Here is a 21,240-nt window from a genome sequence, read left to right on the forward strand (position 1 = left end):
GAGTTCCAAGTGCACGGGCGCCCTGGCGGCGCGATCGCGGTCGCGCGCCGCACCGCGAAAAAGGACAGTGATCATCAGTGAGCAGAGTCATCCGCATCGGGACGCGCGGCAGCAAACTCGCCCTCGCGCAGACCGGCACCGTCGCCGACGCCCTGCGCGCCACCGGGGCCGAGGTCGAGCTCGTCACCGTGACGACCCCTGGCGACAAATCGTCCGCGCCGATCCCGACGATCGGGGTCGGCGTCTTCACTTCCGCGCTGCGCGAAGCCTTGCTGCGCGAGGAAGTGGACGTCATCGTGCACTCGTACAAGGACCTGCCGACGAAGCCGGAGCCGGGCATCACGCTCGCCGCCGTGCCGCCCCGCGAGGACCCGCGCGACGCGCTGATCGCCCGTGACGGGCTGACGCTGGGCGAGCTCCCGCCCGGCTCGACCGTCGGCACCGGCTCGCCGCGGCGGACCGCGCAGCTGCGCGCACTCGGTCTCGGTTTGGAAATCGTGCCGATCCGAGGCAATATCGACACCCGCATGCGCAAGGTGAGCGACGGAGAGCTGGACGCCGTCGTCCTGGCGCGTGCCGGACTGGCCAGGATCGGCCGGGCGGAGGAGATCACCGAGACCCTCGACCCGATCCAGATGCTGCCCGCGCCCGCACAGGGCGCGCTGGCGGTGGAGTGCCGGACCGGTGACGTGGACATCGAGCACCTGCTCGGGTCCACAGTGGACGATGAAGGCACCCGTGCCGTGGCGACCGCCGAACGGGCGTTGCTCGCGGCGCTGGAGGCCGGGTGCAGCGCACCGGTCGGAGCGCTGGCGGAGATCGTCGAGGACCTGGACGCCGAAGGGCGGGTCGTCGAGCGGATCTCGTTGCGGGGCACCGCCGCCGTCGAAGGGGACGGGGACGCGGTCGACATGGTGCGCGCTTCCGCGCTCGCCGACAAGAACGAAGCCGATCAGCTCGGCCGGACACTGGCCGCCGAGCTGCTCGACCTGGGGGCCGGCGCGCTGTCCGGCCCCGCCCAGTGAGTCAGAACGTTGAAGGTAGGGCCGCGCTCGACTGCGGCCGCTCAAGAGGAGAACGCACAGATGACCCCCGCGCGTAAGACCACCGGGCGTGTCGCCTTCGTGGGCTCGGGCCCCGGTGACGCCGGTCTGCTGACCGTCCGCGCTCAGGAGCTGCTCGCCAAGGCCGAGGTCGTGGTGACCGATCCGGACGTCCCTGCCGGCGTCCTGGCCTTCGCCGCCGAAGGCGCCGAAGTGCGCCCCGCCGTCGGCGAGGCCACCGAGGTCGCCAAGGACCTGGTGAACGAGGCCAAGGCCGGACGGCTGGTGCTCCGGCTCATCGCCGGTGACCCGCTGACCCAGCCCGCCGTCGTCGCCGAGGTGCAGGCCGTTTCCCGGACCAGCGCCGTGTTCGACATCATCCCGGGCGTCTCGCCCGGCGCGGCCGTCCCGGCGTACGCCGGTGTCGCTCTCGGTGGCACGCACACCGAGGTTGACGTCCGCGGCGACGTCGAATGGGCCGCCCTGGCCGCCACCCCCGGCCCGATCGTGCTGCACGCGACGTCGGCGCACCTGGCCGAGGCCGCGTCCGCGCTGACCGAGCACGGGCTGGCGCCGACCACCCCGGTCGCGGTGACGTCCAACGGCACCATCAACACCCAGCGCACCCTGGACACCACGCTGGCCACCGTCGCGAACGAGGCGGGCGAGCTCGTCGGCCCGCTCATCGTGACCATCGGGCAGGCCGTCGGCCAGCGCTCGAAGCTGTCGTGGTGGGAGTCGCGCGCGCTGTACGGCTGGAAGGTCCTGGTGCCGCGCACCAAGGAGCAGGCCGGTGAGATGGCGGAGCGGCTTCGCGGCCACGGCGCCACCTCGCACGAGGTCCCGACCATCTCGGTCGAGCCGCCGCGCAGCCCCGCGCAGATGGAGCGTTCGGTCAAGGGTCTGGTCGACGGCCGCTACCAGTGGATCGTCTTCACCTCGACCAACGCCGTCCGCGCGGTGTGGGAGAAGTTCGAGGAGTTCGGCCTCGACGCCCGCGCGTTCTCGGGCGTGAAGATCGCCTGCGTCGGCGAATCGACGGCCGCGAAGGTGCGCTCCTTCGGCATCATCCCCGAGCTGATCCCGGAGGGCGAGCAGTCCTCGGAGGGCCTCCTCGCCGAGTTCCCGCCGTACGACGACGTCCTCGACCCGGTCGACCGCGTGCTGCTGCCGCGGGCGGACATCGCCACCGAGACCCTTTCGGCCGGCCTACGCGAACGCGGCTGGGAGATCGACGACGTGACCGCGTACCGCACGGTGCGCGCCGCGCCGCCGCCCGCCGAGACCCGCGAGATGATCAAGACCGGCGGTTTCGACGCGGTCTGCTTCACCTCGTCCTCGACCGTGCGGAACCTCGTCGGCATCGCCGGCAAGCCGCACACCCGCACGCTGGTCGCGTGCATCGGCCCGAAGACCGCGGAGACCGCCGTGGAGTTCGGGCTGCGGGTCGACGTCCAGCCCGAGAAGGCCGACGTCCCGCACCTGGTCGACGCGCTCGCCGAGCACGCCGCCCGGCTCCGTGCCGAAGGCGCGCTTCCGCCGCCTCGCAAGGCGAAGCGGGCCCGCCGCTCCTGACGGTCGCTTTAAGTACGTGAAGGCCCCCTTCACTGCGCTAGACGCAGTGAAGGGGGCCTTCACGTACTTGGGGCAGCTTCGCCGCGTGGGTAGTGGCCGGTCATAGCGTCGGTGATTCCGGCAGTCGCGGGGGAGTGATCATGAAATCTCTCGTTCTCGCCGTCGCCGCCCTGGGTGCCGTGGCCTCGGATTTCCGGGTATGGCGGGCGCCGCCACCCCCTTCGAGGTCTGCACTCCGGCCGGTTGCGCGGTCCAAGGTGTCCGACAGTTCTCCCGTCTCCGCCCTCACCGTGTGGTTCACCGAGTCCCCGGTGGGCAGGAGGCTCCAGGCCGTCGTCGATGACGGGGCGAGATGGATCGATGCCGGGTTGTCGACCGGTGCGACCCGCTTGGTTCTGTTGAGGGTGTGTGGAAATAGGGACGTTGAGTGTCCCTATTTCCACACACCCCTCCTGAACCGGTCGTGACAGGGACGGTCGCGCCGGACTGTGTGGATTTCAGGTCATCCAACGCACCGAAATCCACACAGTGACACAGTGAAGGACGCGGTCCGGCACCGCGCCAGAACACGGTTCAGCTGAAGAACTTCACGACCTCCGTGTACGCCAGGTACGCGAACATCGCCAGGCACACGACCAGCAGCCCGTTCGAAAGCCACCGCGAGCGTCCTTCCCGTGGCACCCGCGAAGTGTTCAGCAGCACCAGCAGGGTCGCCGCCAGGAACGGCATGAACAACGCGCCCAGCACGCCGTAGATCACGGTGAGCTGGAAGGGCTGGTCCAGGAACAGCAACGCCATCGGCGGGAAGGTCAGCCACAGCACGTATCCCCGGTACGCGGCACTGCGCTCGCCGGCCTTCTTCTCGTACGTCTCAACGCTTTCCGTCGCGTCCTTGGGCAGCCGCAGGATGCGCCACCAGTCCGCGAAGAGCAGGCTCACGCCGTGCCAGACGCCGATCACCGACGTGAACGAAACGGCGAAGAAGCCGATGAGGAACGGGATCCGCGCCCATTGCCCGTAATCCGCGGCGAGGGTGTCGCCGAGGAACAGCAGGCCCTTGTCGCCCGAGATGATCTTCTGGCCCATCAGCAGTTCCGCGCCGACGATCAGCATGGCGATCACGAAGATCCCGGTCATGACGTACCCGACGGCGTTGTCCGTGCGCATCATCGGGAGCCACTTCGACGAGCGCCAGCCCTTCGCGAGCGTCCAGTAGCCGTACGCCGCCATGGTGATCGTGCCGCCGACGCCGCCGACCAGGCCGAGGACGTAGACGAGCGAGCCGTCGGGAAGGGTCGGGACGGCGCCCTTGAACAGTTCGGCGAAGTTCGGCACGACGAGGATCGCGGTCCCGACCACGGTCACGAACATGACGCCGACCAGGACGGTCATCAGTTTCTCGATGATCGCGTAGCGCCCGAACCACACCAGCGCGAAACCGAGCAGGCCGCAGATCATCGCCCAGTACCGCACCGAAATCGCGGGGAAGAGCGCGTTCAGCGGCAGGCCGGACGCGGACATCGCGGTCGCGCCGTAGACGAAGCCCCAGATCACCGCGTAGATCCCGAAGTAGATCAGCGCCCAGATCCCCAGCGTCCGCCAGCCGGACAGGATCGTCCGGCCCGAGGTCAGATGCCAGCGGCCGACGGCTTCGGCCAGCGCGAGTTTGAAGATCGTGCCGACGAGTACCGCCCACAGCAGCGTGTACCCGAAGCGCGATCCGGCCACCATCGTCGCGACGAGGTCGCCCGCGCCGACGCCGGTCGCCGCGGCCATGATCCCTGGCCCGACCTGGCGCAGCCGTGCGCGCCAGCCGACGGGCGGTTCTTCCAGTTGGTCGGTCACCGTTGAGCTCGACATGCAGGGGAAGGTAACCCACGTCACAGGGCGCGGGAATCGGACAAAGGTGACTCTTTACCGTTCCTTAGGAAAGGTTCGGCCGTTCACCGCCTCTCGAGCGGGCGGGAGTACCGTCGTAGGGGTGTTCCCCGAACATCGTCCCCGCAGGCTCCGTACCACTCCGGCCATGCGCAGGCTGGTCGGTGAGACGACGCTGCGCCCGCGCCAGCTGATCCTTCCCATGTTCGTGGCCGAGGGCGCCGACGCGCCCCGCCCGATCTCCAGCATGCCCGGGGTCGTCCAGCACACCCGCGACACGCTGCGCAAAGCCGCCGTCGACGCGGTCAACGCCGGCGTCGGCGGCCTGATGCTGTTCGGCATCCCGAAGACGCGGGACGCCGAGGGCTCCGGCGCGATCGACCCGGACGGCATCCTCAACGTCGCCCTGCGCGACCTGAGGTCCGAGCTCGGCGACGCCACGGTCCTGATGGCGGACACGTGCCTCGACGAATTCACCGACCACGGCCACTGCGGCGTCCTCGACGCCGACGGCGGTGTCGACAACGACGCGACCCTGCGCGTGTACGCGGAAATGGGTCTGGCGCAGGCGGAGGCTGGGGCGCATCTGCTCGGCCCCAGCGGCATGATGGACGGCCAGGTCGGCGTCATCCGCGCCGCGCTCGACCGCGCCGGCCGGACGGACACCGGCATCCTCGCGTACTCGGCGAAGTTCGCCAGCGCGTTCTACGGCCCCTTCCGCGAGGCCGTCGATTCGCAGCTGAAGGGCGACCGGAAGACGTACCAGCAGGATCCGGGCAACGTGCGTGAAGCGCTGCGCGAGATCGAGCTGGACATCGCCGAGGGCGCCGACATGGTCATGGTCAAGCCCGCGCTGTCCTATCTGGACGTCATCAGGGCCGCCGCCGAGACGTCGACGGTTCCCGTCGCGGCGTACAACATCTCGGGGGAGTACGCGATGGTCGAGGCCGCCGCGGCGAACGGCTGGCTCGACCGCGAACGCACGATCCTCGAGGTGCTGACGTCGATCCGCCGCGCCGGCGCGGACATGATCCTGACCTACTGGGCCGCCGAAGCCGCTGGTTGGCTGGACTAGGCAGTATCTCTCGAGGCGCGCTTTCGGATTTCCGTAGCCGGGCCGCGGCTGCGGGCGAGCACTCACCCAGCCGTGTCGGCGGCCCGCCTCCGCAAACCCGAGGCCTCCGGCCAAACAGAAACGCGCGCGCGTGTCCTCACCCGACCGGTCGACGGCGGTCTGAGCCACCCTCTAGGCTGCCTCGCGTGAGCGACAGCAGAGCCGACGAAACGGACGACGAGCGCCGCAAGCGGGGGATGTCACCGGACCCGATCCTGCCCGGCCAGAAACCACCGAAGATCACGGTGCCGAAGCCGGTCGCGATCTCGTTCTGGCTGTGGATCCTCGCCGGTGTCGTCCTCGTGGCCGGGCAGATCGCCCTGCTGGTGCTGAAGGACGAGCTGACCGAGGGGATCCTCAAGCAGATCAGGGAGAACCCGGTTCCCGGCCAGCCCGCCGATCCGGCGCAGGTCGCTTCCGGCGTGAACACCCTGCTGTGGATGCTGTTCGGCGGCGCGCTCACTTTCGCGGTGCTGTTCGCGCTGTTCGCGTACAAGGCCCGTGAGGGAACGCGATCGGCCAGGACGGTCCTCACCGTGGGCGCGGTCTTCCTGGTGCTGGTGGAGCTGCTGATCCTGCGCGGTTCGCTCAACGTGTTCCTGCTGGTGTCCACCCTGCTGGTGGCGATCGCGCTGGTGCTCATGTACCTGCCCAGTGTCGCCGACCATTTCCCGAAGGTCGGGCGCACGCTGCCATGACCGCCGAGCCGTCCCTCTACGACGAACCCGGCGTTGGCTGGACGGCTTTGCTCTGGGCACCGCTGTTCGCCCTCGCCGGGCTGCTCGCGGAACTGGCGACGGGCGGCCCGGTCCACTGGCTCGCCTGGATCCTGGTCGCGGCGGGGCTGGTGGCGATCACCGTGCCCTGGGTGTACGCGCGCCGCCGGTATCTCTCGCTCGAAGTCACGCCGGACGGCTACCGGCAGGGCAAGGAAACGCTGGAGGCGGCCCGGATCGCCGAGGTGCTCGAAGACGAGGCCCCCGTCGGCTCTCGCGTCCTCGGCGGTGGCTGGACGATCCCCAAGAAGTTCGGCGAAGTCGGCTTGAAGCTCGAAGACGGCGTTTTCGTGCGCGCCTGGGCAAAGGATCCGGAAGCCCTCCGTGCGGCTCTCGGGGATTTGGTGCGTGCTCGCACCACAGAGTCATGAGAAACTGCTCACCGTGATCGACCTTCCCCAGCCGACCGGCGCCGATCTGTGGCCACCGGAGGACTCCCGGCGCGACGCCCGGCTGCACAAACCCCTGCGCGCCGTGGTGGGGGCGGTCGAACTGATCCTCGCCGCGCTTGCCGTGTGGGGTGCCTTCGCCTGCTGGAAGGCCGGTGTCGTCCCGGTCGTGATCTCCTACGGCGAAACGACGCTCGAATCGCAGCGCTACTTCGGCGGCCCGCTCGCCGGCGCCATCGGGCTGGGCGTGCTGGCCGCGATCCTGGTGGTGGACGCGATCCGTCAGTTCCTGCTCGCCGTCCGGGCCAAGGGCCGCAAGCCCAAGGAACCGAAGCTCAGTTGAGGAACACGACCGCGGCGTTGACCGCGGTCGAGAACAGCAGCCACAGCAGATACGGCACGAGCAGCCAGGCCGCGGGTTTCGACCGGCGGCCGAACTCCGCCATCGTGATGGGCACGACGAAGTCCAGCACGAGGACGTCGGCCAGGGCGAGGACGTGCGCGCCGCCGGCGAAGAACAGCGGTGTCCACAGCAGGGTCAGCAGCAGGCAGACGCCGTAGAAGGCGAAGCCGCGCGTTTCGCCGTCGGTGCGCCAGTAGAACCAGCCCGCGAAGGCGACCAGGAGCAGCAGGACCGACCACATCGGGCCGTAGAGCCAGCCCGGCGGCGCCCACGACGGACGGGCCAGCGCGTTGTGCGTGTCGGTGCGGGTGGCGACCGCCAGCCCGGCCACGATCCCCACGATCGCCGCCATGGCGATGAATCCCGCCAAGGCCTGCCAGCGCAGGCGACGGTGGTGGGTCGGTGGTGACGGCACCGTGGACACGTGGATTCCTCCGCGAGGGTTTCGGCGGGAGTGCTTCCACCCTAGTGGGCCTGGTCACGCCATGCCCGGAACGGCGAGGACTCGGCGGCGGGTGTCCCCGGCGATTTGCGAGACTGGGGACGTGACTACCGGAGTCGATCAGTCCAAGGCATGGTTCGAACGAGCGAAGGCCGTGGTCCCGGGCGGGGTGAACTCCCCGGTGCGGGCCTTCAACTCCGTCGGCGGCACCCCGCGGTTCATGGTGCGCGGTGAGGGTCCGTACCTCTGGGACGCCGACGGCAACCGCTACGTCGATCTCGTCTCGTCGTGGGGCCCGATGATCCTCGGGCACGCGCATCCGGACGTCGTCTCCGCCGCCCGCGAAGCCGCTGTCGACGGCCTGTCTTTCGGCACGCCGACGCGCGGTGAGGTCGAGCTCGCCGAGGAGATCATCGGCCGCGTCGAGCCGGTGGAGCAGGTGCGCCTGGTCAACTCCGGCACCGAGGCGACGATGAGCGCGATCCGGCTGGCCAGGGGGTTCACCGGCCGGGCGAAGATCATCAAGTTCGCGGGCTGCTACCACGGTCACGTCGACGCGTTGCTCGCCGAAGCGGGCTCCGGCGTCGCGACCCTCGGCCTCCCGACGTCGCCCGGGGTCACCGGCGCGCAGGCGGCCGACACGATCGTCTTGCCCTACAACGACCTCGACGCGGTCCGGAAGTCCTTTGTGGACAACCCGGACGCCATCGCCGCGATCATCACCGAAGCCGCCGCTGGCAACATGGGCGCCGTCGCCCCGGTCGACGGGTTCAACGCCGGGCTCAAGGAGATCGCGCGCGAGCACGGCGCGCTGCTGATCATGGACGAGGTGATGACCGGGTTCCGCGTCTCGAAGGCGGGCTGGTTCGGCCTCGAAGGCGTCGCGGGTGACCTGTACACCTTCGGCAAGGTGATGTCGGGCGGGCTGCCCGCCGCGGCCTTCGGCGGCCGCGCCGACGTGATGGCGAAGCTGGCCCCGGGCGGGCCGGTGTACCAGGCGGGGACGCTGTCGGGGAACCCCGTCGCCGTCGCCGCCGGGCTCGCGACGCTGCGCGGGGCCGACGACGCCGTGTACGCGGCCCTCGACGCCAATGCGAAGCGGCTCGGCGACCTGTTCGGCCGGTCGCTCACCGAGGCGGGCGTCACGCACACCGTGCAGTACGCGGGCAACCTGGTCAGCGTGTTCTTCAGCGAGAACCCGGTGACGAACTACCCGGGCGCGCAGGCCTCGGAGACCTGGCGGTTCCCGGCGTTCTTCCACGCGTTGCTGGACAACGGCGTGTACGCGCCGCCGAGCGCGTACGAGGCGTGGTTCGTCAACGCGGCCATGGGCGACGCGGAGTTCGAGATCATCGAGTCCGCCTTGCGCGTCGCAGCCCGCGCCGCCGCCGAGGCGGTCCAGGCGTGAGCGCGACGACGATCGTGCACCTGCTCCGCCACGGTGAGGTGCACAACCCGGACGGGATCCTGTACGGCCGCCTGCCCGGCTTCAAGCTCTCCGACCGCGGACAGCGCCAGGCGCTGACGGTCGCCGAAGCCGTCGCGACGCACGACATCACGCACGTGGTCGCTTCGCCGCTTCAGCGCGCGCAGGAGACCGCGGCGCCGATCGCCGCCGCGCACCGGCTCGACGTCGACACCGACGATCGGCTCATCGAGGCGGACAACCAGTTCGAAGGCGAGCGGGTCGCCGTCGGCGATGGCGCCCTTCGCCAGCCGAAGCACTGGCCGAAGCTGGTCAACCCGTTCCGGCCGTCCTGGGGCGAGCCGTACGTCGAGATCGCGCACCGCATGCTCGGCGCCATCCACCGCGCGCGGCGGGCGGCCGAGGGCCACGAGGCGCTGTGCGTCTCGCACCAGCTGCCGATCTGGACCGTGCGGCGATTCCTGGAGGCGAAGCGGCTCTGGCACGACCCGCGCAACCGGCAGTGCTCGCTCGCGTCGCTGACCAGCCTGGTCTTCGAGGGCGAAGAACTCGTGCGGATCGTCTACAGCGAGCCCGCCGGCACGACCGACCCGAAGGTGACCGGCGCATGAAGCGACTCGTGGCGGCCGTGGTCGGGCTGGCGCTCGTCGTCACCGGCTGTTCCACCGGCAAGGACGCCGTCGTCACCGGCGGCTCGTTCAACTTCGTCTCGCCGGGCGGGAAGGTCGACATCACCTACGACGTCGCGGACCGCCAGCCGTCGCCGACGCTGTCCGGCGACGACCTGATGAACGAAGGCAAGCAGCTTTCGATCGCGGACTTCCCCGGCAAGGTCATCGTGCTGAACCTGTGGGGCCAGTGGTGCGGGCCGTGCCGCGTCGAGGCGCCGGAGATGCAGAAGGTCTACGACCAGACCAAGGCGTCCGGCGTCGAGGTGATCGGCATCGACCTGCGCGACAACGACCGGAAGCCGCCGCAGGACTTCATGCGGGACCGGAAGCTGACGTACCCGTCGATCTACGACCCGTCGGGGCGGACGCTGCTGCAGCTTTCGGGCTACCCGCGCAACATCATCCCGTCGACGATCGTGCTGGACAAACAGCACCGGGTCGCCGCGGTGTTCCTGCGGGAACTGCTGGCGTCGGACCTGCTGCCCGTCGTCCAGCGCCTGGCCGCCGAACCCGCCTGACCCACGCCCGGATCGCGTTTAGCCCGCTAAACGCGATCCGCCCACCGGGACCTAGGTCCTGACCGGGTGCGACGTAGGTCCCGTTCGGCCAGCCCCGGCGCTTTCACTCCGACCACACTGCCTACGCTCCTTTGCGTGAACGGTGTTACCGAGCTGGCGCTCTCAGGGCCGCTGCTGCTCGCAGCGGGCGTGGCGCTGCTGGCCGGGACGATCTCCTTCGCGTCGCCGTGCGTCGTGCCGCTGGTGCCCGGGTACCTCGCGTACCTGGCGGCGCTGGTCGGCGCGGACGCCCCCGCGGTCAGCCCCGACGAGGGGCGCAAGAAGGGCCGCTACGCCGTCGTCGGCGCGGCGGCGCTGTTCGTGCTCGGGTTCACCGTCGTCTTCGTGGTGACGCTGGGAACACTGGTGTGGATCGCCGACGTCGTCCAGCTCAACATGGACCTCCTCCAGCGCCTCGGCGGCGTGCTGACCATCGCGATGGCGCTGGTCTTCCTCGGCTGGATCCCGGGCCTGCAGCGCGAGTTCCGCTCGCACCACGTGCCGCGCGGCGGACTTTGGGGCGCGCCCGTGCTCGGCGCGGTCTTCGGGCTCGGCTGGACGCCGTGCATCGGGCCGACGCTGTCCGCGGTCATGTCGATGGCCAGCGCCACCGGCGGGGCGGCGGCGCGCGGTTACGTGCTTATCCTGGTCTATTGCCTCGGCCTCGGTCTGCCGTTCCTCATCATCGCGTTCGGCGCCCGCTGGGCCGTCCGCGCCACCGACTGGCTGCGCCGCCACGGCCGCCAGGTGCAGGTCTTTGGCGGTTTCCTGCTGCTGGTCGTCGGCGTCCTGCTGGTGACCGGACTGTGGGGCGACCTGACCGGCTGGATCCGGAACACCCTCGTGAACGACATCAGGCTGCCCTTGTGACCACTCAATACCGTCAGACGCCGCTGAAGCGGGTCTTCGCCTTCCTGCGCAACACCTGGCGCGGACTGACGTCGATGCGCACCGCGCTGGTGCTGCTGTTCCTGCTCGCGCTCGCCGCGATGCCCGGCGCCCTGCTGCCGCAGCGGAACCTCAACGTCGCCAAGACCGACGAGTACATCGCCGCGCACGGCTGGTGGGGCGAACTGCTCGACCGCCTGCAGTTCTTCGAGGTCTACGGCAGCGTCTGGTTCTCGGCGATCTACATCCTGCTGATGGTCTCGCTCATCGGCTGCCTCGCGCCGCGCAGCTTCGAGTACGCGAAGGCGATGCGCGCGAAGCCGGTGCTCACGCCGCGCAAGCTCTCGCGGATGCCGCATCACGTGTCCACCACGACCGACCGGACCCCCGAGACGGTCCTGAAGGACACGCACACGCTGCTCAAGGGCTGGCGCCGTGTCGAGCGCGAAGAGGCCGACGGAAGCCGCAGCATCTCCGCCGAGCGCGGGTACCTCCGCGAGACCGGCAACCTCGTCTTCCACTTCGGCATGCTCGGCCTGATCATCTTCTTCGCGCTGGGCAAGCTGTTCGGTTACGAAGGCCAGGTCATCGTCCAGGCCGACGGCAGCCCGTGGTGCAACTCCGGGATCCTCGGCTACGACACCTTCAACGCCGGGCTGCGCGTCGACGGCACCGACCTCAACGCGTTCTGCATCCGCCTCAAGGACTTCGAGGCGCGCTACACCGAGTCCGGCCAGGCGAACTACTACCACTCCAACATGGAGTACCAGTCCGGCGAAGACCTGCAGACCGGCGCGTGGAAGCCGTACGGGCTCGAGGTCAACTCGCCGCTGCGCACCGCGGGCGACCGCGTCTACCTGCTGAACTTCGGCTACTCCCCGAAGTTCACCGTGACCTTCCCCGACGGCACGGTGCGGACCAACATCACGCCGTGGCGTCCCGCCGACGAGCCGACGAAGCTCTCCGAGGGCGCGACGAAGATCGACCAGCCGGGTATCTCCGACCCGATCGAACGCCGCACCCGCCAGCTCGCGATCACCGGCCTCCTCGCGCCGACCGCGTTCATGCACGGCAACGTGCTGACGTCGTCGCGGCCCGAGGCGAACAAGCCGGCCGTGGCCGTCGACATCTACCGCGGCGACCTCGGCCTCGACGCCGGCCGCGGGCAGTCGATCTTCCAGATCGACCAGTCGCTCGTCGCGGACGGCAGGCTCAAGAAGCTCACCCGGCAGAACCTCGACCAGGGTCAGGAAACCGTGCTGGACGACGGCACGAAGGTCCGCTTCGACGGCGTCCAGGAATGGGTCGCCATCCAGGTTTCGCACGACCCCGTGCAGGGCTGGGTGCTCGTCTGCGCGGTCGCGATGCTGATCGGGCTGGCGGGATCGCTGCTGGTCAAACGGCGCCGGGTGTGGGTCCGGGTGACCCCGGCGGGTGAAGGTGAGCCGGGTACCGTGATCGAGGTCGCCGGGCTGGCGCGCACCGATCAGGCGGGCTATGGCGAAGAGTTCCAGCGGATCAGCGACAAGCTGGTCCAGGGGCAGAGAGGCAACTAGAGGTCATGCCGATCAACGAGACGCTGTCCCAGTACAGCGACTACTCCTACACCACCGCGGCGGCGATCTACGTCCTCGCGCTGATGTTCGCCCTCATCGAGCAGGGCTTCGGCGCGAAGGGCCGTCTGGCGGCCGAGCGCAGCAAGCAGAAGGCGCGCGAACTGGTCGGCGCCGGCGGTCCGCCGGCATACGGGACGCCCGTCGAGGCCCCGCGCGAGGTCGGCCGCCCCGAGCGCATCGGCCGCATGGGCGCCGCGCTGCTGGTGCTGGCCGCGCTGCTGCACCTGGCCGCGATCGTGCTGCGCGGCCTCGCCGTGCACCGCGCGCCGTGGGGCAACCTCTACGAATACGGCATGGCCACGACCTTCATCGCCGTCGTGACCTGGATCGTCATCATGCGGAAGTTCCCGGTCCGCCACCTCACCGGCTTCCTGCTGCTGCCGGTCGTGATCCTGATGTTCGTCAACGGCACCATGCTGTACACGACGGCCGCGCCGGTACAGCCCGCGCTCCAGTCGTACTGGCTGATCATCCACGTCTCCGCGGCGATCATCGGTTCCGGTGTCTTCCTGGTGCCGGGTGTCGCGAGCGTCCTTTACCTGTTCCGCGCCGCCCACGACGACAACCCGGCGAAGTTCGCCAAGTTCGGCCCGAAGCTGCCCGCGGCGGACGTGCTCGACCGCATCGCCTACCGCACCACCATCTTCGCCTTCCCGATCTTCACCTTCGGCGTGCTCTGCGGCGCGGTGTGGGCCGAGGCGGCGTGGGGCCGGTTCTGGGGCTGGGACCCGAAGGAGACCGTCGCCTTCGTGGCGTGGGTCGTCTACGCGGCGTACCTGCACTCCCGCGCCACCGCGGGCTGGCGCGGGAAGCGGGCCGCGATCATCAACATCGTCGGTTTCTCCGCGACGATCTTCAACATGTTCTTCGTGAACCTGGTGACGTCGGGTCTGCACTCCTACGCCGGGGGCTGACCGCCGCCTCTGCGCGCGCGACGACTACCGTCAATACTGAGGTATGGGGGTAGACGTGCGCGGAGGAGGAATTCAGCGGTGACCGGACCCAGCGAAGAATCGGCTCCTGGCCACCCCGAACCGACCGAGAGCGTCCAGCCCTCGGAGTTGTTCTCCGAGGACCGGACGGATTCGGCGCCGCATCCGCCCGCGGCCGGTTTCGAGGCCGAACCGACCCAAGTCGTGCAGCCGCAGTATCCGCCGCAGCAGGCCCAGTACCCGCAGCAGCAGCCCGCTCCCCAGCAGCAGCAGCCGCCGCTGCCGCAGCCGTCGCAAGGGCAGTATCAGCAGCCCTACGACCAGAACCTGCCGCCGCTGCACCCACAGCAGCCCCAGCCGCAGCAGGCCGCCCCGTACCCGCCTCAGCAGCAGTACGCGCAGCCGCAGCAGGCGGTTCCGGGGCTTCCGCAGCCGCAGGGCAGGCACGCGCTCCCGGACGAACTCGCCACCGCGAGCCTGGTGAAGCCGCAGAAGCGCAAGCCGCAGTCGGGCTGGCGCAAGGCCCTTTACGTGGGCACCGGCAAGCTGGTCAACCCGGGTGAGAGCCCCAAGGACACGCGTAAACGGGAGCTGATCGCGCAGATCAACCAGCCGCTGCGCGGGTGCTACAAGATCGCGATGCTGAGCCTCAAGGGCGGCGTCGGCAAGACCACCACGACGACCACCCTGGGCTCGACGTTCGCTTCGCTGCGCGGTGACCGCGTCGTCGCCGTCGACGCGAACCCGGACCGCGGGACACTGTCGCAGAAGATCCCGATCGAGACCACCGCGACCGTCCGGCACCTGCTGCGTGACGCGGACAAGATCACCAGGTACAGCGACGTCCGTTCGTACACCTCACAGGGCGGAAGCCGGCTGGAGATCCTCGCCAGCGAGCAGGACCCGGCGGTTTCGGAGGCCTTCTCCGAGGACGACTACCGGCGCACGGTCAACCTGCTGGAGCACTTCTACAACATCGTGCTCACCGACTGCGGGACCGGTTTGATGCACTCGGCGATGAAGGGCGTCCTCGACGTCGCGGACGCGCTGGTGGTGGTCTCCTCCGGCTCCGTCGACGGGGCGCGCAGCGCGTCGGCCACGCTCGACTGGCTGGAGGCGCACGGCTACGGTGACCTGGTCAAACGGTCCGTCGCGGTGATCAACTCGGTGCGGCCGAAGGGTGGCTCCGTCGATCTCGACAAGCTGTCCGCGCACTTCGGCGCGCGCGTCCGATCGGTGTGCCGGATCCCGTTCGACCCGCACCTGGAAGAGGGCGCGGAGATCGAGCTGGACCGGCTCGACGCGGACACCAGGCTGGCGCTGCTGGAACTGGCCGCCACCGTCGCCGACGGCTTCGGCGGCCAGCCGTACCAGCCGATCCAGGCCTAGTCTTTACTCTTTGTCCTCGTCTTTACCCTTGCGCTGCTGCTCACCGAGCTTGCGCAGGAAGTCGGGGTCGTCGTCCGGGGCCAGTGTCGGTCGCGACGAGGGCACCCCGACACGCTCGATCCCGAACGCGCGCCACAAGACCACGGCGACGGTGAGCGCTCCGATGGCCGCGAGCAGATAGATCATGCTCGGTCCCTTCCGCGTGGAGGACGTTCCTCAGTCCCACGAGGCTAGCCCCTTTGCCGCGCGTGGGGGGACTCATGGATACCCCAATGTGACGAAGGGCGGTTACGAGCCCTTCGTCACTGGAGTCCCATTTGAGGGAAATGCCTGCTCAGACCTTGCGGGCGGGCTCGCTGGCGTCGGTGGTGAGCTCGGCGAGGAGTTCGTTCACCTCGGCCTCGCGGAACCGGCGGTGCCCGCCGGGAGTACGGATCGAGCCGATCCGGCCCGCGGTCGCCCAGCGGGTCACGGTCTTGGGGTCGACCCGGAACAGAGCCGCCACTTCGCCGGGGGTGAGCAACCTGCCGCCCATGGTCGCGGTCATTTTCCGCCTCCTTCACGGTTCCAGTGCTAAACCGGAGGGCGGGCCCGATGCCCGTCGTGCCGGGTAGCCAACGCGGCAATCGTTGCATCTCACCCGTCAGGTACTCGAACGGTTGTCCATAGGTAAAGAGCCCTTAAAGGTCAAAACCGACAACCGCGACATGCGCGTTCCGGCCCCGCGGTCTTGTCACGGATGTATGAAAACGCGCCCTGATCACGCGAATCGGGCCGTGGCACCTAAGGTGTAGCGGTGGACCAGGTGGATCGGAAGATCATCGCGGCATTACGGGAGAACGGGCGGGCTACCTACGCCGACCTCGGCCGGTCTGTCGGACTCTCGGCTTCATCAGTGCACGAACGCGTCGGCAAACTCGAGGCCGCCGGCGTGATCACCGGCTACCACGCCATGGTCGACCCGAGCACGGTCGGGCTCGGGGTGACGGCGCTGGTCGGCATCCACCCCACCGACACCGCGACCGAGGACGACGTCGCGGAGGCGCTCGGGGCGCTGGACGAGGTCGAAAGCTGCTACGCCGTCGCGGGCGACGAGGCCTTCGTCGTCAAGGTGCGGGTGGCGACCGTCGACGATCTGGAGCGGACCCTCGGCAGGCTGCGGCGGATCCCCGGCGTCGGCCGCACGAACACCACCGTCGTGCTCTCCACCCGCTTCGAAGGACGGCCCAACAACGCGGGCCTGGACGACGGCCGCAACGGCAACGCGTAGCCTGCGTTGGTGTGAGCGATAATCACCTGCCCCGTGACCTGACGCTGTACGTGCTGGCCAGGTTCGTCCTGGTCGGGGTCATCGCAGGCGGGTTACTGCTGGCCAACGTCCCGCTGCTGGTCGCGTTGGTGATCGGCCTGGTCGTGGGGCTGCCGCTGGGCCTGCTGCTGTTCCGCCCGCTGAACGCGCGCGTGACCGCCGGGCTCGCCCGCCGCAACGAAAAGCGCGCCCGCGCCCGTGCCGAGCTGCGCTCGCAGCTGCGCGGCGACCGGGTGGACGGTGCCGCGTGAGCCTCCTGCACAGCCGCAGCTGGGTCCGCGAAGCCGTCCGCATCATCGAGGCCGACGCGAACCGCAGCGCCGACACGCACCTCCACGTCTTCCCGCTGCCCGCGGAATGGGGCGTGGACCTTTACCTGAAGGACGAGTCCGTCCATCCGACCGGCTCGCTCAAGCACCGGCTCGCGCGTTCGCTGTTCCTTTACGGTCTGGTGAACGGCCAGATCGGGCCGGACACCGTGCTCGTCGAGGCGTCCAGCGGCTCGACGGCGGTTTCGGAGGCGTACTTCGCGCGGATGCTCGGGCTGCGGTTCATCACCGTGGTGCCGCGCAGCACGTCGCCGGAGAAGATCGCGCTCATCGAGTTCTACGGCGGCGAATGCCACTACGTCGACCGCGCGCCGGACATGTACCCGGAGGCCGAGCGGCTCGCTTCGGAGTGCAACGGCCACTACCTCGACCAGTTCACCTACGCGGAGCGCGCGACGGACTGGCGCGGGAACAACAACATCGCCGAATCGGTGTACGCGCAGATGCAGTCCGAGCGGCACCCCGTGCCGGCGTGGATCGTCGTCGGCGCCGGGACCGGCGGCACGAGCGCGACCTTCGGCCGCTACGTGCGCTACAAGCGGAACACCACGAAGATCGCCGTCGTCGACCCGGAGAACTCTTCGTTCTTCGGCGCCTGGCAGACCGGGGCGCTCGACTACAGCACCGGCATGCCTTCGCGGATCGAGGGAATCGGGCGGCCGCGCGTCGAGCCGTCGTTCGTGCCCGGGGTGATCGACGAGATGTTCCAGGTGCCGGACGCCGCTTCGCTGGCGGCTATCCGCGTGCTGCGTGAGCGGACCGGGCACTGGGCGGGCGGCTCGACCGGGACGAACCTCTTCGGCGCTTTCACGCTGATCTCGCGGATGGTCTCGGAAGGCCAGGCGGGCAGCGTCGTCACGCTGCTGTGCGACGGCGGTGAGCGGTACGCCAACACGTACTACGACGACGCTTGGCTGGCGCAGAAGAACATCGACATCGCGCCTTACCTGGAGAAGTACCGGGAGTTTTTGGTGAGCGGGAAGCTCGCACCGGAGGCCTGACGGCTTCGGGTGGGCGTCGCGAGCACGGAAGACGCGTGACCGGCCCTTTCGCGCCGCACTGTGTGGATTTCGGGTCATCCAACGCCCCGAAATCCACACAGTCCCGCATCAAAGGTCCGGTGACGCCTCCACAGCGCGAGGGCGACGGCGGTCCCGGCATCCGCACAGTCCCGCATCAGACGCCTTCACAGCGCCAGCGCCACCGCGGTCAGCACCGCCCACCCCAGCATCGCGAATCCGGTGTCCCGCAGCGCCGGGATCAGCGCCCGCCCCTGCGCCCCGCCGCCGACGGCCTTGACCGACTTCAGCAGCAGCGGCGCGGTCACCAGGCCCAGCAGCGCCCACGGCGTCACGAAGGCGAGCAGCACGCTCACGACGTACGGCACCGCGACCAGCACCAGGTAAAGCCGGCGGGTCCCGCCATCACCGAGGCGGGTCGCGAGCGTGCGCTTGCCGGACTCGATGTCGGTCGGGATGTCGCGGAGGTTGTTGGCGGTCAGCACGCCGGTCGAGAACGAGCCGACGGCGACCGCGCAGCCGAGCGCGGTCCAGCTGACCTGTCCCGCTTGGACGTACACGGTGCCGAGCACGCCGGCCAGCCCGAAGAAGACGAAGACCGCGATCTCGCCGAAACCGTAGTAGCCGTAAGGCTTTTTGCCGCCGGTGTAGAACCAGGCGCCGAGGATGCAGACCGCGCCCATCGCCAGCAGCCACCACAGCCCGCTGATCGCGACGAGCACGAGCCCGAGGACGCCGGCGAGCCCGAGAGCCACGAGTGCGGCCGCCAGGACGGCCTTCGGCTTCGCGACTCCGGAGCCGACCAGTCGCAGCGGGCCGACGCGGTTCTCGTCGGTGCCGCGGATGCCGTCGGAGTAGTCGTTGGCGTAGTTCACGCCGACGATCAGCGCCAGCGAGACGAGCAGCGCGAGAATCGAGCGGGTCCAGGAGAAGCCGTCGAGCGCGATCGCCGCGCCGACTCCGGCGACCACCGGCGCCACCGCGTTGGGCAGCGTCCGCGGGCGCGCCCCTTCGATCCATTCACCAGCAGTCGCCATGTCGCCATTCTGGCCCTGGCCACTACCGGCCGGTATGCGGGGCTCGTCACCTGCCCGCGCCCTCGCGAGCAGGTGACGAGTCGCGCTACTTGAGGTCGTCGATCGTGTCTTCCAGGGTCCAGGTGAGCGTGCCGCTGTTCGGAACGGCGGTCTCCGGTTCGTCCGCCAGCGCGGGCCCGGCCAAAGCGACCAGTCCCATCGTGACGGCGGTGCAGGCCAATACTGTGCGTGTCCAGCGCGTCATAGGTAGACGTAAACCCGCGGGTAATGACTGTGTCAACAACGTCCCGGTAATCGGTGGGGAATTCACGACCTTCGTAGGAGATTCCTGACGGCCGTCCTGTCGACCTTCCCGGGGCCTCGCAAGGGGAGCTCTTCGGCGAATTCGACCCGCTTCGGAGCGGCGGCCGCGCCGGCCTCTTCGCGGCACGCGGCACGCAGCGATTCGACGTCGCAACCAGCGCCGACGACAAGCGCGACGACGGCTTCGCCCCACTCCGGGTCGGGCACCCCGACCACGCACGCGTCCCGGATCCCGGGTTGTGCGGTCAAGATCCGCTCGACGGTCGCAGCGGCCACCTTCACTCCACCGGTGTTGATCATGTCGTCGATCCGCCCGAGGATCTCCAGCCGCCCGTCGGCCGTCCACCGGCCACGATCGGAAGTGCGGAACCGGTCGTCCTCGAAGGCCTCCGCGGTCAGGCCGGGTCGCAGCCGGTAGCCGTGCGCGAGGACTTCACCCGTGATACAGACCCGCTCGTCTTCGAGTTCGACGCGTACTCCGTCCAGCGGTACGCCGTCGTAGACGCAGCCGCTCGCGGTCTCGCTCATGCCGTACGCGGGCACGATCTTCACGCCCGCTTCGGCGGCGCGCTCGCGGAGATCCGCCGTCGTCGCCGCGGCGCCGACGATGATCGCGTCGAACGCGCGCGCCGCCGCCAGGCCGGGGCCACCGGCGTCGAGCAGCCGCCCGAGCTGGGTCGGCACGAGCGCGGTGTAGCGCGGCCCGTCCAGGGACAGCAGCGGTGCGGCGGCTTCGGCGAAGTTGTCCGGCCGGAAACCGGAGGCGTGCAGCACGGACGGCGTCGTCCCGGCCAGCAGTGAGCGCACCAGCACCTGGAGTCCGCCGATGTAGTGCGCCGGGGTCGCGAGCAACCAGTGGCCCGGCCCGCCGAGCCTCTTGTGGGTCGCGTGAGCCGACGCGGTGAGCGCCGACGCCGACAGCAGGACCCCCTTCGGCTCACCGGTGGACCCGGAGGTGGCGATGATCACCGCCGTCCCGGGCTCGGCCGGGCGCGCCGGCTCCATCGCGTCGCGCAGGGGCTCCGACGAGTAGGGGAGGACGGCGGGGCCGCCGTCGAGCGCCTCGGCCAATGCCGTGGTGAGAGCGACGATCGACTCCGGACTCCCGTCCACCCCTACCGCACGCATCGCTCCACCCTACGTCCGCCCGCGGATCGCGTTTAGCCCGCTAAACGCAGGTCAGTAGTAGTACGGGAAGGCCGACCAGTCGGGGGAGCGCTTCTCCAGGAACGAGTCGCGGCCCTCGACGGCCTCGTCCTGCATGTACGCCAACCGGGTGGTTTCGCCGGCGAAGAGCTGCTGGCCGACCAGACCGTCGTCGGTGAGGTTGAACGCGTACTTGAGCATCCGCTGCGCCGTCGGCGACTTGCCGTTGATCGCCCACGCCCAGTCCAGCGCCTCGGCCTCGAGCTTCGCGTGCGGGACGGCGGAGTTGACCGCGCCCATCGCCTGCATCTGCTCGGCGGTGTACTCGCGGCCGAGGAAGAAGATCTCCCGCGCGAACTTCTGCCCGACCTGCTTGGCCAGATACGCCGAGCCGTAGCCGCCGTCGAAGGAGCCGACGTCGGCGTCGGTCTGCTTGAAGCGCGCGTGCTCGGCCGAGGCGAGCGTGAGGTCGCACACCACGTGCAGCGAGTGCCCGCCGCCCGCCGCCCAGCCGGGGACCACGGCGATGACGACCTTCGGCATGAACCTGATCAGCCGCTGGACCTCGAGGATGTGCAGCCGTCCGGCCCTCGCCGGATCGATCGTGTCAGAGGTCTCCCCTTCCGCGTACTGATACCCGGAGCGTCCGCGAATACGCTGGTCACCACCGGAACAAAACGCCCAGCCGCCGTCCTTCGGCGAAGGGCCGTTGCCGGTGAGCAGGACGCACCCGACGTCCGAGCTCATCCGCGCGTGGTCGAGCGCGCGGTAGAGCTCGTCGACGGTGTGCGGGCGGAAGGCGTTGCGGACCTCGGGACGGTCGAACGCGACACGTACGACACGTTTGCCTGAGCGGCTCTCAGAGGAGCGGTGATAGGTGATGTCGGTGAAGTCGAAACCTTCGACTTCCGTCCACAAGGCGGGGTCGAACAGCTCGGAAACCTGGGCGTCATCCACGTTTGGGAGAATAGGACGTGTGGCCGTGAGTCGTAGTGTGA

At 69.5% G+C, this 21,240-nt stretch carries 24 protein-coding genes; 16 read left to right on the forward strand and 8 right to left on the reverse strand.

Annotated elements, in window-relative coordinates; genetic code table 11:
• Positions 1-77: 77 nt before the first annotated feature.
• Both hemC and H4W30_RS41590 read left to right on the forward strand, forming a co-directional pair.
• A complete protein-coding gene (gene hemC / locus H4W30_RS41585; RefSeq protein WP_192747713.1) occupies positions 78-1,025 on the forward strand; it encodes a hydroxymethylbilane synthase in 948 nt (315 codons plus the stop codon).
• Positions 1,026-1,085: 60 nt separating this feature from the next.
• Positions 1,086-2,618, forward strand: a complete 1,533-nt coding sequence (locus H4W30_RS41590; RefSeq protein ID WP_034310603.1) for a bifunctional uroporphyrinogen-III C-methyltransferase/uroporphyrinogen-III synthase — start codon at positions 1,086-1,088, stop codon at positions 2,616-2,618.
• Between the two features lie 573 nt (positions 2,619-3,191).
• Here the strand turns inward: H4W30_RS41590 and H4W30_RS41595 are convergent.
• Positions 3,192-4,478: an Nramp family divalent metal transporter gene (locus H4W30_RS41595; protein ID WP_192747714.1), complete on the reverse strand. Its 1,287-nt coding sequence runs from the start codon at positions 4,476-4,478 to the stop codon at positions 3,192-3,194.
• A gap of 121 nt (positions 4,479-4,599) precedes the next feature.
• Here H4W30_RS41595 and hemB point away from each other — a divergent pair, with 121 nt between their 5' ends.
• The 4 genes from hemB (at position 4,600) to H4W30_RS41615 (ending at position 7,118) form a co-directional block, all read left to right on the forward strand.
• Positions 4,600-5,571, forward strand: coding sequence for a porphobilinogen synthase (gene hemB / locus H4W30_RS41600; protein WP_192747715.1), 972 nt, complete (start codon positions 4,600-4,602; stop codon positions 5,569-5,571).
• A gap of 185 nt (positions 5,572-5,756) precedes the next feature.
• On the forward strand, positions 5,757-6,308 hold the full coding sequence (locus H4W30_RS41605) for a hypothetical protein (protein ID WP_126733224.1): 552 nt from the start codon (positions 5,757-5,759) through the stop codon (positions 6,306-6,308).
• The gene (locus H4W30_RS41610) at positions 6,305-6,757 is read left to right on the forward strand and encodes a hypothetical protein (protein WP_192747716.1); all 453 of its coding nucleotides are present in this window, start codon (positions 6,305-6,307) and stop codon (positions 6,755-6,757) included. The genes H4W30_RS41605 and H4W30_RS41610 overlap by 4 nt, the downstream gene beginning before the upstream one ends.
• A complete protein-coding gene (locus H4W30_RS41615; RefSeq protein ID WP_192747717.1) occupies positions 6,735-7,118 on the forward strand; it encodes a hypothetical protein in 384 nt (127 codons plus the stop codon). Before H4W30_RS41610 ends, H4W30_RS41615 begins: the two co-directional genes overlap by 23 nt.
• Here the strand turns inward: H4W30_RS41615 and H4W30_RS41620 are convergent.
• Positions 7,111-7,602, reverse strand: a complete 492-nt coding sequence (locus tag H4W30_RS41620) for a TspO/MBR family protein (protein WP_192747718.1) — start codon at positions 7,600-7,602, stop codon at positions 7,111-7,113. The genes H4W30_RS41615 and H4W30_RS41620 overlap by 8 nt on opposite strands.
• Before the next feature lie 121 nt (positions 7,603-7,723).
• Here H4W30_RS41620 and hemL point away from each other — a divergent pair, with 121 nt between their 5' ends.
• From hemL to H4W30_RS41655, 7 genes are all read left to right on the forward strand, one after another.
• Entirely contained in the window at positions 7,724-9,028 is a 1,305-nt protein-coding gene (gene hemL / locus H4W30_RS41625; RefSeq protein WP_192747719.1) for a glutamate-1-semialdehyde 2,1-aminomutase, read from the forward strand.
• Positions 9,025-9,657 (forward strand): histidine phosphatase family protein, encoded by a 633-nt coding sequence (locus H4W30_RS41630; protein ID WP_126733229.1) that lies wholly within the window; start codon positions 9,025-9,027, stop codon positions 9,655-9,657. Before hemL ends, H4W30_RS41630 begins: the two co-directional genes overlap by 4 nt.
• Positions 9,654-10,235 carry a TlpA family protein disulfide reductase gene (locus H4W30_RS41635; RefSeq protein WP_192747720.1) on the forward strand — a complete coding sequence of 194 codons (582 nt, stop codon included), beginning with the start codon at positions 9,654-9,656 and terminating at the stop codon, positions 10,233-10,235. The genes H4W30_RS41630 and H4W30_RS41635 overlap by 4 nt, the downstream gene beginning before the upstream one ends.
• Positions 10,236-10,370: 135 nt before the next feature.
• Positions 10,371-11,144, forward strand: a complete 774-nt coding sequence (locus H4W30_RS41640) for a cytochrome c biogenesis CcdA family protein (RefSeq protein ID WP_192747721.1) — start codon at positions 10,371-10,373, stop codon at positions 11,142-11,144.
• A gap of 74 nt (positions 11,145-11,218) precedes the next feature.
• Entirely contained in the window at positions 11,219-12,718 is a 1,500-nt protein-coding gene (gene resB, locus H4W30_RS41645) for a cytochrome c biogenesis protein ResB (RefSeq protein WP_225951033.1), read from the forward strand.
• Positions 12,719-12,723: 5 nt separating this feature from the next.
• Complete coding sequence (gene ccsB / locus H4W30_RS41650) at positions 12,724-13,692, forward strand: c-type cytochrome biogenesis protein CcsB (RefSeq protein WP_192747723.1); 969 nt, start codon at positions 12,724-12,726, stop codon at positions 13,690-13,692.
• A 78-nt stretch (positions 13,693-13,770) separates the two neighbouring features.
• On the forward strand, positions 13,771-15,099 hold the full coding sequence (locus H4W30_RS41655; protein WP_192747724.1) for a MinD/ParA family ATP-binding protein: 1,329 nt from the start codon (positions 13,771-13,773) through the stop codon (positions 15,097-15,099).
• A gap of 3 nt (positions 15,100-15,102) precedes the next feature.
• Here H4W30_RS41655 and H4W30_RS41660 read toward each other — a convergent pair whose 3' ends face one another.
• Positions 15,103-15,285, reverse strand: a complete 183-nt coding sequence (locus H4W30_RS41660) for a hypothetical protein (protein ID WP_005151794.1) — start codon at positions 15,283-15,285, stop codon at positions 15,103-15,105.
• A 148-nt stretch (positions 15,286-15,433) separates the two neighbouring features.
• Positions 15,434-15,646, reverse strand: coding sequence for a BldC family transcriptional regulator (locus H4W30_RS41665; RefSeq protein WP_005151795.1), 213 nt, complete (start codon positions 15,644-15,646; stop codon positions 15,434-15,436).
• Between the two features lie 249 nt (positions 15,647-15,895).
• Between H4W30_RS41665 and H4W30_RS41670 the strand changes: the two genes are divergently transcribed.
• From H4W30_RS41670 to cds1, 3 genes are read left to right on the forward strand one after another with little or no spacing between them, the layout of a single operon-like run.
• Positions 15,896-16,369 carry an Lrp/AsnC family transcriptional regulator gene (locus H4W30_RS41670; protein WP_192747725.1) on the forward strand — a complete coding sequence of 158 codons (474 nt, stop codon included), beginning with the start codon at positions 15,896-15,898 and terminating at the stop codon, positions 16,367-16,369.
• 11 nt (positions 16,370-16,380) lie between these two features.
• Positions 16,381-16,659 carry a DUF4229 domain-containing protein gene (locus H4W30_RS41675; RefSeq protein WP_126733234.1) on the forward strand — a complete coding sequence of 93 codons (279 nt, stop codon included), beginning with the start codon at positions 16,381-16,383 and terminating at the stop codon, positions 16,657-16,659.
• Positions 16,656-17,738, forward strand: a complete 1,083-nt coding sequence (gene cds1, locus H4W30_RS41680) for an L-cysteine desulfhydrase Cds1 (RefSeq protein ID WP_192747726.1) — start codon at positions 16,656-16,658, stop codon at positions 17,736-17,738. The genes H4W30_RS41675 and cds1 overlap by 4 nt, the downstream gene beginning before the upstream one ends.
• A 185-nt stretch (positions 17,739-17,923) precedes the next feature.
• On the opposite strand, the gene H4W30_RS41685 is transcribed toward cds1, so the two are convergent.
• From H4W30_RS41685 to H4W30_RS41700, 4 genes are all read right to left on the reverse strand, one after another.
• The gene (locus H4W30_RS41685) at positions 17,924-18,793 is read right to left on the reverse strand and encodes a 1,4-dihydroxy-2-naphthoate polyprenyltransferase (RefSeq protein ID WP_192747727.1); all 870 of its coding nucleotides are present in this window, start codon (positions 18,791-18,793) and stop codon (positions 17,924-17,926) included.
• Positions 18,794-18,878: 85 nt separating this feature from the next.
• The gene (locus H4W30_RS41690) at positions 18,879-19,037 is read right to left on the reverse strand and encodes a hypothetical protein (protein ID WP_162836880.1); all 159 of its coding nucleotides are present in this window, start codon (positions 19,035-19,037) and stop codon (positions 18,879-18,881) included.
• A 62-nt stretch (positions 19,038-19,099) separates the two neighbouring features.
• Positions 19,100-20,224, reverse strand: a complete 1,125-nt coding sequence (gene menE / locus H4W30_RS41695; protein WP_192747728.1) for an o-succinylbenzoate--CoA ligase — start codon at positions 20,222-20,224, stop codon at positions 19,100-19,102.
• Positions 20,225-20,275: 51 nt separating this feature from the next.
• On the reverse strand, positions 20,276-21,199 hold the full coding sequence (locus H4W30_RS41700) for a 1,4-dihydroxy-2-naphthoyl-CoA synthase (RefSeq protein ID WP_192747729.1): 924 nt from the start codon (positions 21,197-21,199) through the stop codon (positions 20,276-20,278).
• Positions 21,200-21,240 lie beyond the last annotated feature (41 nt).

Origin of the sequence: Amycolatopsis roodepoortensis (assembly GCF_014873915.1) — a bacterium.
GTDB lineage: Bacteria > Actinomycetota > Actinomycetes > Mycobacteriales > Pseudonocardiaceae > Amycolatopsis > Amycolatopsis roodepoortensis.

What these genes read in the sequence shown, in the direction of transcription:
- H4W30_RS41590 (WP_034310603.1), top strand. Translation starts at nt 1,086, where the DNA reads ATGACCCCCGCGCGTAAGACCACCGGGCGTGTCGCCTTCGTGGGCTCG.
- H4W30_RS41595 (WP_192747714.1), bottom strand. Translation starts at nt 4,478, where the DNA reads ATGTCGAGCTCAACGGTGACCGACCAACTGGAAGAACCGCCCGTCGGC.
- H4W30_RS41610 (WP_192747716.1), top strand. Translation starts at nt 6,305, where the DNA reads ATGACCGCCGAGCCGTCCCTCTACGACGAACCCGGCGTTGGCTGGACG.
- H4W30_RS41635 (WP_192747720.1), top strand. Translation starts at nt 9,654, where the DNA reads ATGAAGCGACTCGTGGCGGCCGTGGTCGGGCTGGCGCTCGTCGTCACC.
- resB (WP_225951033.1), top strand. Translation starts at nt 11,219, where the DNA reads ATGCGCACCGCGCTGGTGCTGCTGTTCCTGCTCGCGCTCGCCGCGATG.
- ccsB (WP_192747723.1), top strand. Translation starts at nt 12,724, where the DNA reads ATGCCGATCAACGAGACGCTGTCCCAGTACAGCGACTACTCCTACACC.
- H4W30_RS41660 (WP_005151794.1), bottom strand. Translation starts at nt 15,285, where the DNA reads ATGATCTATCTGCTCGCGGCCATCGGAGCGCTCACCGTCGCCGTGGTC.
- H4W30_RS41665 (WP_005151795.1), bottom strand. Translation starts at nt 15,646, where the DNA reads ATGACCGCGACCATGGGCGGCAGGTTGCTCACCCCCGGCGAAGTGGCG.
- H4W30_RS41685 (WP_192747727.1), bottom strand. Translation starts at nt 18,793, where the DNA reads ATGGCGACTGCTGGTGAATGGATCGAAGGGGCGCGCCCGCGGACGCTG.
- H4W30_RS41690 (WP_162836880.1), bottom strand. Translation starts at nt 19,037, where the DNA reads ATGACGCGCTGGACACGCACAGTATTGGCCTGCACCGCCGTCACGATG.
- menE (WP_192747728.1), bottom strand. Translation starts at nt 20,224, where the DNA reads ATGCGTGCGGTAGGGGTGGACGGGAGTCCGGAGTCGATCGTCGCTCTC.